We start from the raw sequence: 15,783 nt of genomic DNA on the forward strand, positions 1-15,783 counted from the left end.
ATTACAGCAAAATGCCCCGCCGACAAGCCGTCGGCGGGGCATTTTGCTGTAAAGACTGTTCTACAGGGCATCCTCAAACTCCCGGGCTGCAACCGGGGAGGAGAGGGGCCGCACCTGGCCGGTGCGCACCACGAAGGCTCCGTATTCGCGCAGCTTGTCGCGGAGGCGCAGCAGGTTGGCCAGGGCCACGTAGCCCACCACGTAGCCGTCCTCGTCGGCTTCCTCCGATATTTCGGTGAAGTCCAGCGCGTCAATCAGCCGGTCCTCATCGGTGCGCAGGTAGATTTCCAGCTCCAGGTCGGTGGCGTAGGTGAGTGGCGCGGCGTGCAGCTTCGGGTATTGGTAGGCGTAGCCTTGGCGGATGGCGGCTAGGTCGGCCAGCACGGCCGAGCCAGTGGGGTGCCCACCGGCCCCGCGGCCCCGCAGAAACTGCTCGCCGGCGAAATCGGCCTCAATCACCACGCCATTGAATTCATGGTCGACGGCGTAGAGCGGCGACTCGGGCGCCACCAGCAGCGGCGTCACCAGGGCCGTTACGCGGCCGTCGGGCAGGCGCTGCAAGCCGGCCACCACCTTTATTTTGCGGCCCAGCGTGGCGGCAAACGCAATATCCACGGCGCTGATGCTCTCGATACCCAGGTTCAACACCTCATCGGGCTGCAGGAACGTGCCGTAGGCGTGGGCGGCCAGAATCACGGTTTTGGAGCGTGGGTCGAAGGCGCCCATGTCCAGCGCGGGGTCGGTTTCAGCGAAGCCTTTCTGCTGGGCCTCGTCCAAGGCCGGCGCGTAGTCGGCGCCCTGCTCGCCCATGCGGGTCAGCACGTAGTTTGAGGAGCCGTTGAGGATGCCGGTCACGCTGCGCAGTGGCTCGGCCCCGAAGTAGGCATCGAGGGTGCGAATGATGGGGATGCTGCCGCACACAGCTGCTTCGTAGAGCAGCGTGCCGCCGGTTTGCTGCTGCAGCTGCACCAGCTCCTGCAGGTGGCGGGCCAGCATGGCCTTGTTGGCCGTGACCACGCGGCGGCCCTGGCGTAAGGCTTCGCGCACCAGCCGAAAAGCCTCGTCGGCGTCGTCAATCACCTCTACCAGCACATCCAGCGAAGCATCCTGCAGCAGGTCGTCGGCCTGAAAATCGAACCGGTCCAGCGGCAGCGTGCGGGCTTTGGTGGTGCTCTTGACGGCAATGCGGGCAATTTCGAAGCCCGATTCGGGCTGTTGCTGCAGGATGTCGTAGAGGCCCTGGCCCACGCAGCCGAACCCGATCAGGCCAATACGAAGCGGGGCAGGGGCGGGAGCAGAATTAATGGACATAGGTCTGGACGGAAAATCGTTCGAGAAAATGCGTGAGCTGGGTGGTTTCCAGCAGAAAGCCATCGTGGCCGTACTGGGAGTCCATTTCGGCATACATGGCCCCCTGGATGTGCTGGGCCAAAAGCTGCTGCTCGGTGGGCGGAAACAGCACATCGGAGGTGATGCCCACCACGAGGGTGCGGGCCCGGATGCGGCCCAGCGCCTCCCGCACCCCGCTGCGGCCCCGCCCCACGTGGTGCGAGTCCATGGTGCGGCTCAGGGCTACGTAGGAGTAAGCGTTGAAGCGGGCCACCAGCTTGTCGCCCTGGTAGCGCTGGTAGGAGCTGGCCCGGAAGCCGTCCAGCGCGTCGTCGGTGGGTTCAGTCTGGCTGCGCTGGTAGGCATCGTAGCTGCGGTAGCTGAGCAGGGCCATGGCGCGGGCGGCCCGCAGGCCGGCCGCGCCGCCTTCGGGCGTGGCCGCCGCGTACGTCGGGTCGGCGAAGATGGCCAGCCGCTGCGCCTCGTTGAAGGCAATGCCCCAGGCCGAATGACGGGCGTTGGTGGCAATCAGCACCAGATTTTCAAACAGCGTAGGCTGCTGCACGGCCCACTCCACGGCCTGCTGCCCGCCCAGCGAGCCTCCAATCAGCGTATTGATCTGGCGCAAAGCCAGGTGCTCGCGCAGCGCCTCATGCACCGCCACCAGGTCGCGCACGGTCAGCAGCGGAAACGCGTGGTACAGCGACTCCGCCGTGGAATTGGGCGGCGCCACGGGGCCGGTGCTGCCGTAGCAGGAGCCCACCACGTTGGCGCACACCACAAACCAGTCGGCCGGGTCGAAGTGGCAGCCGGCCCCGAACAGGCCGGGCCACCAGTCGAGCACGTTGGCGTTGGCCGTGAGGGCGTGGCATACCCACACCACGTTGTCGCGCGCGGCGTTGAGGCGGCCGTAGGTCTGGTAGGCTACTTCCACCTGCGGCAGCAGCGCCCCGTTTTCCAGCCGCAGCGGCCGGGGCAACCGGAACACGTGCGGCTCGTCGGAGGAAATGGTAGAACTCATAGTATGATTAGCGGTGCGAATCGGCCACCGGGGCCTTGAAAATATCCATAGCCCGCAGGCTGAGCCGGCAGTGCCGGCCCAGCCCCGGCCATGGGCGGGCACAGGCCATCGGTTTCCTCTCTCACAAAAAAACCGATGCCCTGCCCGCGTGCCGCAAGGCGGGAGGCGGGGCGGGCTGCCCTCTCAAAACAGCCCGCCCATAACCCCACTCTCACTTACACCTCCAGCGGTGCGGCATGTTCGGGCTGCGGCTCGGGCAGCAGCGTAGTTTCTGTGGCGTCCGGCGTGGCGGCGTTGCGCACGGCATCGAAGGCCTGCTGCAAATCGGCCCGAATGTCGTCAAAGTGCTCAATGCCCACCGACAGGCGCAGCAGCGTGGGCAATACGCCGGCGGCGCGCTGCTCCTCGTCGGAAAGCTGCTGGTGCGTGGTGGCCGAGGGCTGGATGATGAGCGTTTTGGCGTCGCCGACGTTGGCCAGGTGGCTCACCAGCTTCAGGTTGTCGATGAACTGGGTGGCGGTTTCCTTGCTGCCTTTGATGGCGAAGGTGAGCACGCCGCCGTAGCCGCGTTTCAGGTATTTCTGGGCCAGCTTGTGGTAGGGGCTGCTGGGCAGGCCGGGGTAGTTCACGGCTTCCACCTGCGGATGCTGCTCCAGCCAGGTAGCCACGCGTAGCGCGTTTTCCACGGTGCGCTCCACCCGCAAACTCAGCGTTTCGAGGCCCTGCAGCAGCAAAAAGGAGTTGAACGGGCTCTGCGAGGGGCCGAAGTCGCGCAGCCCTTCCACCCGGGCCCGGATGATGAAGGCAATGTTGCCGAACGGGCCATTCTTGCCAAATACGTCGTTGAACACCAGGCCGTGGTAGCCGTCGGAAGGCTCCGTAAATTGCGGAAATTTGCCGTTGCCGAAGTCGTAGGTGCCGCCGTCCACAATCACGCCGCCCACGCTGGTGCCGTGGCCGCCAATCCACTTGGTAGCCGATTCCACCACGATGCTGGCGCCGTGCTCCAGCGGCCGGAACAGGTAGCCGCCTGCCCCAAAGGTGTTGTCCACGATGAGCGGCAGGTCGTGCTTGCGGGCAATGGCGGCAATGGCCTCAAAATCCGGAATGCTGAAGCTGGGGTTGCCGATGGTTTCCAAGTAAATAGCCTTGGTCTTCTCGTCAATCAGGCCCTCAAACGTGGCCGGCTGGTCGCCGTCGGCGAAGCGCGCCTCAATGCCCAACCGCTTGAAGGCCACCTTGAACTGGTTGTAGGTGCCGCCGTACAGGTGCTTGGTGCTCAAAAAGTTGTCGCCGGCCTGCAGAATGTTGTTGAGGGCAATGAACTGCGCCGCCTGCCCCGACGATACTGCCAGGGCCGCCACGCCGCCTTCCAGGGCCGCCACGCGCTGCTCAAACACGTCGGTGGTCGGGTTCATCAGACGGGTGTAGATGTTGCCGAACTCCTTCAGGGCAAACAGGTTGGCCCCGTGCTCGGCGTTCTTGAACACGTAGCTGGTGGTCTGGTGAATGGGCACGGCGCGCGAACCGGTAACAGGGTCGGGCTGCTGGCCGGCGTGGAGCTGAAGGGTCTCGAAGTGGAGGTTCTGCGTGGACATGGCAGGGCTGGTTTGGAAGGCGTTTGGTATGGGAAAGGGGAGCGTAGACCGCTGAAATGCCGCGCCGAAGCGTAGCAGAGGCCTCTGCCGAACCAGCCGAACCGCGCACGGAACAGGCCAGGTTGAGGCAAAGGAGGGGCCGGGGGCCGTAGCAGGCCGGTACCGGTCAGGTGTGGAGGAGGGGGGAGGGGCGCTGCGTAGCCGGACTCAGGCTAGCAACAGCAACAACACGCGCCGCAACAGCCGCGCATTCGCATTCGGCCGGCAGCCAGAGCGGCAACCGCAGAAACACGGAAACCCCACGGCGAAGCGGCAGACCCGAAGGTGGCCGGAGCGGTGGGATACTGGGGGGCGAAAGCGAGGGTGTTTTCCATGGTACTCCGAGGTTATATGCCCCGCCGCCGGATGGCTGGTCGGGTAGGAATTGGCACCTTTCGCGCGGTCGAAGGTTGCCAGTGGGTCGGGGAGCCTATTCTCTCGCCACTTCTGTATAAATCCTATGAAAACTACCCCGCCGCGAGCGGGGGAGTACCGGGTTGGTGTTGCAAAGGTATAGGCGCAGTTTTGATATCTGCAATAGTCGCCCGTTATTTTTTTTGGCGCGAGCGAAAAAACGCCGTCTGCGCACTCTGGATGGCTGTGTCTGTAGTGAAAATTGTGTGTATATATCTGATATTTTGATTTATATGATTGATAGTTTATTCGGCTAATCGGATGTGCCGGCTTCTGTAAGGCACCGGAAAGGCCCCGACTACTGCCGCTGCAGCAGTGGTGGTGGCTGAAAATGCCGCCGGCGGCCAGCCGGTTTTCGGGGGCGAAACCAGCTTAGCTAGTGTCCAAAGCGCCAGGAAAAGACACAAAAAAAGCCGCCCTTTGCAAGGCGGCTTTTAGTACATTTCCTTGAAATGGAAACGGCTATTCTTTTGGCAGGGTCAGTACCTGGCCGATTTCGATCTTGTCGGGGTCAGAGCCGATGATGGCCTTGTTGGCTTCGTAGATCTGCTTCCATTTGGTGCCGTCGCCGTAGTGGTTGCGGGCAATTTTGGAAAGTGAATCGCCGCTTACTACCGTGTAGGTGTCGCCGGCCGCCTGGTTGGCGTTGCCGAAGAAATCGGTAGCACCGCCGGTGGTAGCGGGCTTAACAGGTTCAACGGGCTTTTTTTCGCCTTCGTTCGAGAGAAAATCAAAGAGTCCCATAGTCGTGCGTTGGTTTGGAAGAGTGGGAGAAGAGCCGACTTTCAGCCCGGAAGCCTGTCGTCTGGCTTCTTACGCCAAGATCGACAATAAGTTATTGAGCCATATATACCTGCTTTAAACATCTTGCCGCAACCTACCGTAAGAAGCGCAACACTGGGGTTTTCCCGCTGTTGGCCAGACTGTCTGGCCGGTGCAGACACGCTTTCCATCTCTCAACCAATTCACGGTATCCCATGAAAACTCTCTCCCATCCGTTCCGCTACCTGGCCAGCCTCTTGATGCTCGTTTCGCTGTTTGCTGCTTCGTGCGGCAGCAAAGAAGGCAAAGTAGAAGGTGTAAATATGCTCTACGGCACCCAGAGCAAAATCTGGAAAACCGACAAAGAACTGAGCGCTGCCGGCGACAAAGTGAAGCAAACCGACATGCAGGAAGACGAGCGGATCACGTTCTTCGCTGACGGTAAGTACAACATGACCTCGCCCGCGGGTGCTGTGAATGGCAAGTACACCTTCGACCAAGCCGGCAAAACCATTACCATGACGCCCGACGGTGCTGCCCAAAGCAACTCGTTCAACGTAGTAACGCTCACCGATGACAAGCTCACGCTGAAAAGCGACGCTGGCGCTGAGCTGCGTCTCGAGAAAGAGTAGTCCTGCTGCGTACCCACAGTAGCAGTTTAAATAGTTGAAAAGCCCTTCCGCACTATGCGGAAGGGCTTTTTTGTTGTGCGTTCAGGCGGGTGATGGTACTGTAGTAAGCATTAATACACGAGCTGCTTAGCTTGCCACCCGATACAATCAAGGTGTTTTGCTATGTCCTTTATAAAAATGCTAGCCCTGAGTGGCCTGCTGGCCTTCGCGGCCGGCCCGCTGCGGGCCCAGATGGCCCCGGCTACCGTTCAAAGTGCGGCTGCCGCCTCACTGCCCACCCATCCCATACGCAGCATCAGCCCCACCGACACCGACTTCCCGGACCTGGAGTTTCTGCGTCAGGAAATTGGTGGGGCGCGGGTGGTGATGCTGGGCGAGCCGACCCACGGGGAAGGCAACGTGTTCGAAGCCAAAATCCGGCTCATGCGCTTTCTGCAGGAGCGTATGGGCTTTACCACGGTGGCCTTCGAAAGTGGCTTTTACGAGCTGGACCGAGCCCAGCGGGAGTTGCAGAAAGGCACGCCGGCGGCCGAGGCAATTGACAACAGCGTTTTTGGCGTGTGGACGAGTACCCGCGAGTTTCGGGAATTGCTGCCGCTGCTGGGGCCAGGCAAGCTGAAGGTAGCTGGGTTCGACTACCAGTTGAGCGGGGCTTATCAGGATGAGTTGCTGGAAGAGCTGGAAGTCTTCCTCAAGCCGGAGAAAGGCGCTGACGGCATCGCCTACGATTACCTGGATGAGTGCATTAGCACCATGGGCGAGCTTTACCTGTTCCCGCCTTCCCACCAGATTGGCTTGTTCAATCTGCAGGTTAACAAGGCCCGCAAGGTGCTCGAAAAAGTGGCCGTTGGCCCCGATGCCCGGCGTCGGGAGCGGGCCGCCTTCTGGCTCCAAAATCTGCGCAGCCTCCAGGCCATGGCCCACGACTACACCACCAACGACCCCGGCGTGAAAGACTCCACGGAGTGGACGCCCACCACCAGCAACCCCCGCGACGCGCAAATGGCCGATAATCTGCTCTGGTACGCGCGTCAGCATCCGCAGGAAAAAATAATTTGCTGGGGCGCCCTGCCCCATTTGGCCAACAAAGTGGCAGCGCTGAAGAACGCGGAAACCAACGGCTTCCGCCCGATGGGGCAGGCCGTGAAAGCTGGGTTGGGCGCGGAGGCTGTGTACTTGCTGGGCACGCTGGCCGGCGGCGGCACCCACGGCTTCGGCTCCTGGGGAAAGTACCTGCCGGTGCCCACGCCCGCACTGGGCACGCTGGAAGCCGAGTTGCTGGCGCAAGGGGCGGAATACAGCTTCGTGAGCCTGAAGCACGACGCCCCGGGCCGGAGCCTGACTACCTACGCCTTCAGTTACCGCCCCATGACCGGCCCTTGGCGCGAGGTGGTAGATGGCTTCCTGTTCCTGAAATCAGTGAACCCGCCCCACGGCGCGCAGCCAGTAGCCGGCCGGTCCGAAAACGACTCGGCCTCCACGGCCAGCTCCCCGCTACCCAATCCGCCGGTCAACTCCCCCAATCCATCCCAGCGGGCTATAGCAGCCAAAACCGGCGCGGCTTTCACGCTTAGCGGCGCAGTGCTCGACCGCAAAACGAGCCAGCCGGTGCCTTTTGCCACGGTGGCCGTGCCCGCCCGCAGCGCCGGCACCGTGACCGATGCCCAGGGCCGGTTTCGGCTGGAAGCGCGCCGGGGCGAGCTGGTGCAGATCAGCAGCATCGGTTATGAGCCAGCTACGCTGGCTGCCACCCAGAGCGAGGCCGCGCTGAGCGTGAGTCTGGTGCCGGCCGCCTTCGCCCTGGCCGACGTGCGGGTGAGTGCCCAGTCGCAGGACCCGAAGCGCATCATGAAAAAGGTGATTAAGGCCATCGAAGCCAACTACGAGCAGCGGGACTATACTCAGCAGCTATACACGCACCGCCGTATTATGGGATATGACACTTTGAGCCACGAAACGGAGTATACCGGCCAAGAGTGGACGCCCGCCGGCTACCAGCACTGGGCGGGGGGCTTTCTGAGTCTGGAAAAACAACCCATAGTACGCGTACAGGAAAAGCGGCTAATAGCCGGAAAAGAGGACGGTCGTATCTACATGGAGCCAGGCTACGGTTTTTCCGGCGGATTTGATCCGGTACGCGTTTCTCCGTTGTTCAAAAACGCGACCATGGGTAAATTCCTCCTACGGCTGGACAGTATTGAGCAGCGAGGCGGAGAAACGTACTACGTGCTACGCTTCGCTGCAAAGCGGGCCAGTCAGCGTGCTACCGGACATGGATTCGTGAGCGGCTATTCGGGTAAACTCTACGTGCGGCAGCAGGACTACGCGGTAGTGCGCTACGAAAGCCTCTGGCAGCACGATACGGCAGAAGTAAACGCCATAGCGCACAAATACTACGGCACCAGGAGCAGCATTCGCAACTACTTTCCTGCCGTATATCAGGACCACCGCACTACACATGTAGTTACGTATCAGCAGAGCAGCAAGGGCCGTTACTACGCGGCTACCAGTGTAGCCCAGTCGGTGGAAGTGGGGCACGTACTGGGCCGCAAGCCTTTCTACAACCAGAAAACCTGCGACTTGTACTACACGCCGCCCACCGTGGTGCCAGCCGCCGAAATCCCCGATGTCAAGGCCCACCCGGAGCTACACGGCACCGGTATTTGGCAACTGGCCAAAGTGCCCTACCGCCCCGAGTTCTGGCAAACCTACCAGCGCCCCCTGCCCGCCGAGCCGGCCCCGACGCTGGAGGCCACTAAATAAATCACAGATAGTGCAGATGCTGGGATGCCGCAGATTTCGGCTTCAGTCAGAACGCAAATCTGCGGCATCCTTCAATCTGTACCATCTGTGATCCGCTTACCGTAGATGCGGGCCACCCAGCGGGGCAGGAACACCGCCCCCAGCACTAGGTAGAGGTAATAGGTGACGACGCGGTAGATGAGCACCATGAAGTTGGTCATGGTGGCGGTGCCGATGAACTTGCCAAAGAACGTAGGAAACGCGCCCTCGGCAATGCCCGCGCCGCCGGGCGTAATAGCAATCAGCAGGATAACTTTGTAGGTGAGGTTGCGGCCGAAAATCAGCCAGAACTCCGGCCAGCTCACATCAATAAACGCCGCAATCAGGCAGCCGATAACCAGGTAGCGGGCCGTCCAGACGAAGGCCGTGCTCAGGGCTGCGCGCAGCCAGTAGGCGCGGCCGTTGTTGCGCAGCTCGGCCGAGGCCAGCACCATTTCGTTGCCCATCTTATAGGCCTTGTTGCGCCAGCGGCGCAGGCCGCGCACCGTAAACAGCCGCACCAGCAGCCGCTTCACCGACTGCGGATTGATGAAAATGGCATACAGCATCAGCAGCGCGTACACCGTCACGAACACGTAGCTCAGGATAAACCCGATGCGCAGCGTGGCCACCAGTCCGCCCTGCAGGGCCTCGTGCGGGTACAGTGCATCGCCCCCGATGAGCACCACCAGCGGCACGGCCAGTACATAATACAGGTTGTCGAGCATGGCCGTGGCCATGATGTAGGCTACCGATTTGCCCAGCGGAATGCCCTCCTTGTGCAGCAGCACCGGGGCCACCGCCGTGCCGCCCACCGCCGAGGGCAGCACGCACGACGAAAATTCCCAGAGCATAATTACATCCAGCGAAGCGCGCCAGCTCAGCACTTTCTGCGTGAGGTAGCGGATGCGGTACACGTAACCCGCGTCGCGGGCCACCAGCACCACCAGCATCAGCAGCAGCCAGAGCGGCTTGGCATTGGCCAGCGGGGCCAGGTCGCCGGGCTTGTAGCTGCGCCAGAACATAAAGCCCACCACGCTCAAGCCGATGAGCACAGGCAGCACAATCCGCGAGGGGCGGAGCTTGTCGAGCAACTGCTGGTCTTCGGTTGAGGTTTCGGTTAGCTGGGGCATTGGAAACGGAAAACGGGTGGGTCGGGTAAAGGTACGGATTTGGGTAGGGGAGAGGTGGAGTGGTACAAGTATGGTATGGAAGAAAGAACGTCATTCCGAGCGGAGCGAGGAATCTCGCGTGCTGATGGTGCAGTGGTAATCCAACATCAGCACGCGAGATTCCTCGCTCCACTCGGAATGACGTGCCGGAGAGCCATCTGCCCAGCTTCATCGTGCCCGCTTCTCCCCATATCATCCGCCCGAACGGAAAACCCGTAACTTTGTCTGCGGCACTCCCTGCGGTGGGCAGAAACCATAACTTTCTGCTTTAGTTACCTGTTGCCACGCTACTAATATCCCCTTTCCTACCCCCGAAGCATGATTGTCGAACCTGGTGCCCTGCTGGCGGAAATCAATTCGCCCGACGACCTGAAAAAGCTCAGCCCCGACCAATTGGTGCAGGTGAGCCAGGAACTGCGGCAATTTATTGTAGATACCGTCTCGATTTACGGCGGCCATTTCGGCGCCTCGCTCGGGGTGGTGGAGCTGTCGGTGGCGCTGCATTACGTGTTCAACACGCCCTACGACCAGTTGGTGTGGGACGTAGGCCACCAGGCTTACGGCCACAAAATCCTCACCGGCCGCCGCGACCGGTTCCCGACCAACCGCCGCTACCACGGCATGTCGGGCTTCCCCAAGCGCAGCGAAAGTGAGTACGATGCCTTCGGGGTGGGCCACAGCAGCACCAGCATCGGCGCGGCGCTGGGCATGGCCGTAGCCTCTGACTATAAAAAGGAATTTGACCGCCAGCACATTGCCGTGATTGGTGATGGCGCCATGACGGCCGGTATGGCTTTCGAGGCCCTCAACCACGCCGGCGTGGCCAATTCCAACCTGCTGGTTATCCTCAACGACAACTGCATGAGCATCGACCCCAACGTGGGCGCGCTCAAGGAATACCTCACCGACATCACCACCTCCCGCACCTACAACAAGGTGCGCGACGAGTTGTGGAACGTGCTCGGCAAGCTCAGCAAGTTCGGCCCCAATCCCCAGCAGATTGCCCGTAAAGTAGAGGCCGCCATGAAGGCCACCCTGCTCAAGCAAAGCAACCTGTTCGAGGCCCTGAACTTCCGCTACTTCGGCCCCGTGGATGGGCACGACGTGCAGCACCTGGCCACCATCCTCACCGACCTCAAGAGCATTCCGGGCCCCAAAATTCTGCACTGCGTGACGGTGAAAGGCAAAGGCTACGCCTTGGCCGAGAAAGACCAGACCCTGTGGCACGCGCCCGGCCTGTTCGATAAGGTGACCGGTGAAATCCACACCAAAACCTACGAGAAGCCTCAGGCGCCCAAGTACCAAGACGTATTCGGGCATACCATCGTGGAGCTGGCCGAGCAGAACGACAAGATCATGGGTGTGACGCCGGCCATGCCTTCGGGCTGCTCGCTGAACATCATGATGAAGGCCATGCCCGACCGCGCTTTCGACGTGGGCATTGCCGAGCAGCACGCTGTGACGTTCTCGGCCGGCCTCGCCACGCAGGGTTTGGTGCCGTTCTGCAACATTTACTCCTCATTCATGCAGCGCGCCTACGACCAGGTGCTGCACGACGTGGCACTGCAAAACCTGCACGTAGTGTTCTGCCTCGACCGCGCCGGTTTCGCCGGTGCCGACGGCCCCACCCACCACGGCTGCTACGATCTGGCCTACATGCGCTGCATCCCGAACATGGTAGTGTCGGCGCCGATGAACGAGGAGGAGCTGCGCAACCTGATGTACACGGCCACGCTGCCCGAAAACGCCGGTCCGTTCAGCATCCGCTACCCGCGCGGCGAGGGCGTGATGCCGGAGTGGCGCAAGCCGCTGAAGAAAATTACGGTGGGCACGGGCCGCGTGGTGCGCGAGGGCGAAGGCGTGGCGGTGCTCAGCATCGGCCACATCGGCAACTACGCCGTGAAAGCCACCCAGCAGCTCGCCGCCGAAGGCCTCAACCCCGGCCACTACGACATGCGCTTCTGCAAGCCGCTGGACGAGGAGATGATGCACCACATTGCCCGCCAGTACAAGTCCATCGTGACGGTGGAGGATGGCTGCCTGCCCGGCGGCTTCGGTGCGGCCGTGGTGGAGTTCCTCACCGACCATGGCTACAGCCTGCCCGTCAAGCGCCTCGGTATTCCCGACCGTATCGTGGAGCACGGCACCCAGGACGAGCTGTACAAAGAGTGCGGCTTCGACGCCGCCGGCATTGCCGCCGCCCTGCGCGAACTGAGTGGCAAGGTGGTAGCTGCCACGGAAAAAGTGCTGCTGTAAGACGCAGCTGCAAGAAGCAAAAGCCCCGTCGGATTCGTCCGGCGGGGCTTTGTTTTTTTCAGGCATGCTCCTTACTCCAGCTCCTGCTGCAGCAGCTGCAGTTCCAGCGTCATCTGCCAGACCAGCTCCTGGAGCTGCGCTACTATCTGCTCCACCAGCTGCGGCAGATGCTCCGCATCGAATGGGGCGCGCCAGTTGTCGAGTTCCACAACCAGGGGCAGCAGGCGGTACACCTGCAGGTGGTCGAGGCTGGGCTTGAGCTTGTGGGCCGCCGTGCGAATCTGCAGGGTATCCTGTTCCGCTATGGCAATGCGCAGCTCGTCTATGGCCTCACCGCAGCTCTCGATGAACGATTCCAGCATCAGCAGCGTGAACGACACGTCGTTCTGCCCGATTTTGCGCACGATGTCGAGGTTGTAGAGCGCGGCCGGGTCCGGCGTAGCAGCGGCAGGCACGAAGGTTTCCGCCATAGTGGCCGGATGCTCGCCCAAAGTCCAGATGCACAGCATCTTCACCAGCTCTTCCTCCTGAAATGGCTTGGCCAGATAGTCGTTCATGCCGGCGTGCAGACACTTTTCCCGCTCGCCTTTCACGGCATTCGCCGTCAGGGCAATGATGGGCGTGCGCAGGTGCAGATGCTGGCGCAGGTAGGCCGTGGCCTCCAGCCCATTCATCACGGGCATCTGCACATCCATCAGCACCACATCAAACGTGTTGTGGCGCGCCAGCTCCACTGCTTCGGCCCCATTTTCGGCCTCCTGCACCAGCAGGCCGGCGTTCTGCAGAAAGCCTTTCGCAATCTGGCGGTTGAAGTGATTGTCTTCTACCAGCAGCACCCGCTGGCCGCGCAGCTTCTCCCGGATGCTGGCCGTAATGAGTGTTTTGCGCGGCAGATCCTCGGCCGTGCCAACGGGCAGCCGCAGCCGGAACTGGCTGTTGGTGCCGCGGTGCTTCTGGCTGTCGATGCTGATTTCGCCGCCCATCAACTGCACCAGCTGCCGGCTGATGCTCAGCCCCAGGCCGGTGCCGCCAAAGCGGCGCGTAACCGACGTGTCTTCCTGGCTGAACTCCTTGAAAATATCCACCAGATAATCCGGGTCGATGCCAATACCGGTGTCGGCCACCGACCATTCCAGCACGATATGGCTGTCGTCGGCGCTGGCCTGAGCGCACGTAATCGTGACGGAGCCTTTCTCCGTGAACTTGATGGAATTGCCGGCCAGATTGAGCAGCACCTGCGTGATGCGGTACGGGTCGCCGAGCAGCACGGTGGGCAGGCGCTCATCCAGCTCCACCCGGAAAACGAGGCCCTTTTCCTCCGCCTTGAAATGCAGGCTTTTCTCCACCTGCAGCAGCAGCTCAGGCAGGCTGAAGCCGATGCGCTCGATGTGCAGCTGGCTGGCCCCGATTTTCGACAGGTCCAGAATGTCGTTGAGAATGACCAGCAGGTTTTCGCCGGACGTTTCGATGGCCCGCAGATACGTCAGCTGCACGGCATCGAGCGGGGTTTTGGCCAGCAGCTGGCCCATGCCCAGAATGGCGTTCATGGGCGTGCGGATTTCGTGGCTCATGTTGGCCAGGAAAAGCTCTTTGGCCCGCGCCGAATCCTCGGCCTGCTCTTTGGCGGCGCGCAGGTTGAGTTCCAGCGCCTTCTGGTGGGTAATGTCGAGCACGATGGCAATACTGCCGTACACTTGGCGGCCTTCCCCGTAGAGCGGGGCAGCACTTACCAGCAGCCATTTCAGCGCGCCGGCACTGTCGGTGATGGAAATCTCATACGTTTCCGACTCGCCCCGGCGGCGGCGCTGGTCGCGCTGCCGCGCCAGATTTATGTCTTCGGGCGTCATCAGCCGGTCGACGGTATGGTACTCGTTGAACGAGGCCCGGTCGTAGCCGGTAATGTCGCTGAAGGCCTGGTTGACGAACAGAACCTGGCGGTCGAGGTCCATTTCCACCAGGCCCATGTTCATGTTCTCGATGATGCCCCGGTACCGTTCTTCGCGCTGGCGCAGCGTGTCGTCGTTGTGCTTGCGCTCCGTGATGTCCTGAAACTTCCACAGGTGCCCGATGTAACGTTCGGCCACAAAAATCGGCACGAAGTCGCCCTGCACCACGCGGCCGTCGGCCAGCTCAAACAGTTCCGCCGTAACAAGCTGCCGCTCGCGCACAATGGTGGCGTAGCGCTGCGCAAAGACCTCGGGCTGCCGGAACTGGTGCTGTATGCGCTGCCCCAGCAGGCGCGTATTGTAGCCCACGAGCTGGTCGGGCGCGGTATCAAGGGCAAATATGCGGCACAGCGCAGCATTGGCCAGTACCACGCGCTGGTGTTCATCTTCCAGCAGAATGCCCTCCTGGAAGTTGGCAATGGTAGTAGAAAAGCGGAGCGTGCTGGCTTCCAGCGCCAGGCTGGTTTCTTTCACCGCCGAAATATCGGTGTGCACGCCCGTCATGGTCAGGGGCTGGCCCTGCGCGTCGCGCCGCGTGACGAGGCCGCGCGTGAGCACCCACTTATAGCTGCCATCATAGCAGCGCAGGCGCCGCTCAACGGAGTAGATGGGTTTTTCGCCGCGCAGATACGCGCCGGCCGCTTCCAGACTCAGGGCGCGGTCGGCGGGGTGCACGTGCTGCTCCCAGCTGCCGGGCAGCGGCTCCGGGCTGTCGGGCGCATAGCCCAGCATGGTGTGATAGGCCTGGGAAAAGTACTCTTCGCCGGTTGCGTAGTTGAACTCCCAGGCGCCGTCGCCGAACTGCTCTATGGCCAGACGCCAGCGCTGCTCCTGGTTATGCACCGCCTCTTCGGCTTGCCTGAGCTGGGTGATATCCGTGAGCATACCGCTATAGAGTGCGCCCGTGGCATCGGTGCCCGAAAGCCGGGCGTTGGCTCGCAGCCACCGTACGGGTTGCCCCGGCACCAGCAGTCGGCCCTCGAAGGCAAAAGGCTCGCCTAGCCGGCGGGTGCGGCGGGCGGCCTCGCGCCAGCGGGGGAGGTCGTCGGGGTGCAGCAGGCGGGGCAGCGTGTGGGCCTGCGCCCGGCTGAGCCCAAACAGTGGCTCTAGCTGAGGGCTGACGTAGCGCAGCCCGGCTGCCGCCCCCTGGCCCACCCGCCACTGAAACAGTACGCCAGGAGCCTGCCCGGCCAGATATTCCAGGAGGGCGGCCTGCTCCTGTTGCTCCGCGGTAAGGGCCGGCGGTGTGTCCAGCGCTTCCAGTAGCCCCAGCAGGCCCTCAGACTGAGGCGCTACTTTCAGGCGTACTGGCACCCGGCGGCCGTTGGCCTGGCGCAGCTCCAGGGTATACTGCCGGGGCTGGGCACTGGCCAGCTGCTGCTGAAAGGTGGCTGGGGTGGTGCCCGCCGCCACCAGGGCATCTAGGATAAGGCCGGCCGGCGGCATATCGGCATAGCCGGTCAGGCACTCGAAACCCGTGCTGGCCCAGCTCACCTGCCCCTCAGGGGTCAGCAGCACAAGCGCGTCGAAGAGAGTTTCCAGCAGCGCAAAGGAAGAACGGCCGGTTTCGGAGAGGAAGCTGGGCGGGAGGGAATTCACAGAGACAGCAGAGCAGATTGACGACGTGCCAGAGCAGTCAAGAAAGGGAGTAAGTTACTATAACTTACGATTGCAGCCCGGTAGGCGGCAACCTCGGCGGGCGCTACCGCCCGGCAGCCAGTTCTGGAGTGGCGGGGCCGGCGGCCGGTTGCTGTACCTCGCAAATGCTTTCAGGGGAGGCAGGCGTGGGGACAGCACAGGACGTTGGAAAAATAATCATGTAGATACACGTAT

Annotated in this window: 9 protein-coding genes and 1 riboswitch; of the genes, 3 read left to right on the plus strand and 6 right to left on the minus strand. The window is 62.1% G+C overall.

Annotation, left to right across the window (positions count from 1 at the left end; all coding sequences use genetic code 11):
• Window positions 1-60 precede the first annotated feature (60 nt).
• The 4 genes from O3303_RS17655 to O3303_RS17670 all read right to left on the minus strand — a co-directional run bounded on the left by O3303_RS17655 (window position 61) and on the right by O3303_RS17670 (window position 5,145).
• Complete coding sequence (locus O3303_RS17655) at window positions 61-1,311, minus strand: homoserine dehydrogenase (protein WP_269559691.1); 1,251 nt, start codon at window positions 1,309-1,311, stop codon at window positions 61-63.
• Window positions 1,301-2,350, minus strand: coding sequence for a homoserine O-acetyltransferase family protein (locus O3303_RS17660; RefSeq protein WP_269559692.1), 1,050 nt, complete (start codon window positions 2,348-2,350; stop codon window positions 1,301-1,303). The genes O3303_RS17655 and O3303_RS17660 overlap by 11 nt, the downstream gene beginning before the upstream one ends.
• Window positions 2,351-2,565: 215 nt before the next feature.
• On the minus strand, window positions 2,566-3,948 hold the full coding sequence (locus tag O3303_RS17665) for an O-acetylhomoserine aminocarboxypropyltransferase/cysteine synthase family protein (protein WP_269559693.1): 1,383 nt from the start codon (window positions 3,946-3,948) through the stop codon (window positions 2,566-2,568).
• A gap of 383 nt (window positions 3,949-4,331) precedes the next feature.
• Window positions 4,332-4,445: riboswitch (SAM riboswitch) on the minus strand.
• A 418-nt stretch (window positions 4,446-4,863) separates the two neighbouring features.
• Window positions 4,864-5,145 carry a LysM peptidoglycan-binding domain-containing protein gene (locus tag O3303_RS17670; RefSeq protein WP_269559694.1) on the minus strand — a complete coding sequence of 94 codons (282 nt, stop codon included), beginning with the start codon at window positions 5,143-5,145 and terminating at the stop codon, window positions 4,864-4,866.
• Between the two features lie 233 nt (window positions 5,146-5,378).
• On the opposite strand from O3303_RS17670, the gene O3303_RS17675 reads away from it, so the two are divergent.
• Together O3303_RS17675 and O3303_RS17680 are read left to right on the plus strand one after the other, a co-directional pair.
• A complete protein-coding gene (locus O3303_RS17675; RefSeq protein ID WP_269559695.1) occupies window positions 5,379-5,795 on the plus strand; it encodes a lipocalin family protein in 417 nt (138 codons plus the stop codon).
• 162 nt (window positions 5,796-5,957) lie between these two features.
• Window positions 5,958-8,558 carry an erythromycin esterase family protein gene (locus O3303_RS17680; RefSeq protein ID WP_269559696.1) on the plus strand — a complete coding sequence of 867 codons (2,601 nt, stop codon included), beginning with the start codon at window positions 5,958-5,960 and terminating at the stop codon, window positions 8,556-8,558.
• A 71-nt stretch (window positions 8,559-8,629) separates the two neighbouring features.
• Here the strand turns inward: O3303_RS17680 and O3303_RS17685 are convergent, their stop codons facing one another.
• Window positions 8,630-9,709, minus strand: a complete 1,080-nt coding sequence (locus tag O3303_RS17685) for a lysylphosphatidylglycerol synthase transmembrane domain-containing protein (RefSeq protein WP_269559697.1) — start codon at window positions 9,707-9,709, stop codon at window positions 8,630-8,632.
• A 357-nt stretch (window positions 9,710-10,066) separates the two neighbouring features.
• Between O3303_RS17685 and dxs the strand changes: the two genes are divergently transcribed.
• Complete coding sequence (gene dxs, locus O3303_RS17690) at window positions 10,067-12,004, plus strand: 1-deoxy-D-xylulose-5-phosphate synthase (protein ID WP_269559698.1); 1,938 nt, start codon at window positions 10,067-10,069, stop codon at window positions 12,002-12,004.
• Window positions 12,005-12,075: 71 nt separating this feature from the next.
• Here the strand turns inward: dxs and O3303_RS17695 are convergent, their stop codons facing one another.
• Window positions 12,076-15,549, minus strand: coding sequence for a PAS domain S-box protein (locus tag O3303_RS17695; RefSeq protein ID WP_269559699.1), 3,474 nt, complete (start codon window positions 15,547-15,549; stop codon window positions 12,076-12,078).
• Between the last annotated feature and the right edge of the window lie 234 nt (window positions 15,550-15,783).

This window comes from Hymenobacter canadensis (assembly GCF_027359925.1).
Lineage (GTDB): Bacteria > Bacteroidota > Bacteroidia > Cytophagales > Hymenobacteraceae > Hymenobacter > Hymenobacter canadensis.

What these genes read in the sequence shown, in the direction of transcription:
- O3303_RS17655 (WP_269559691.1), bottom strand. Translation starts at nt 1,311, where the DNA reads ATGTCCATTAATTCTGCTCCCGCCCCTGCCCCGCTTCGTATTGGCCTG.
- O3303_RS17660 (WP_269559692.1), bottom strand. Translation starts at nt 2,350, where the DNA reads ATGAGTTCTACCATTTCCTCCGACGAGCCGCACGTGTTCCGGTTGCCC.
- O3303_RS17665 (WP_269559693.1), bottom strand. Translation starts at nt 3,948, where the DNA reads ATGTCCACGCAGAACCTCCACTTCGAGACCCTTCAGCTCCACGCCGGC.
- O3303_RS17670 (WP_269559694.1), bottom strand. Translation starts at nt 5,145, where the DNA reads ATGGGACTCTTTGATTTTCTCTCGAACGAAGGCGAAAAAAAGCCCGTT.
- O3303_RS17675 (WP_269559695.1), top strand. Translation starts at nt 5,379, where the DNA reads ATGAAAACTCTCTCCCATCCGTTCCGCTACCTGGCCAGCCTCTTGATG.
- O3303_RS17680 (WP_269559696.1), top strand. Translation starts at nt 5,958, where the DNA reads ATGTCCTTTATAAAAATGCTAGCCCTGAGTGGCCTGCTGGCCTTCGCG.
- O3303_RS17685 (WP_269559697.1), bottom strand. Translation starts at nt 9,709, where the DNA reads ATGCCCCAGCTAACCGAAACCTCAACCGAAGACCAGCAGTTGCTCGAC.
- dxs (WP_269559698.1), top strand. Translation starts at nt 10,067, where the DNA reads ATGATTGTCGAACCTGGTGCCCTGCTGGCGGAAATCAATTCGCCCGAC.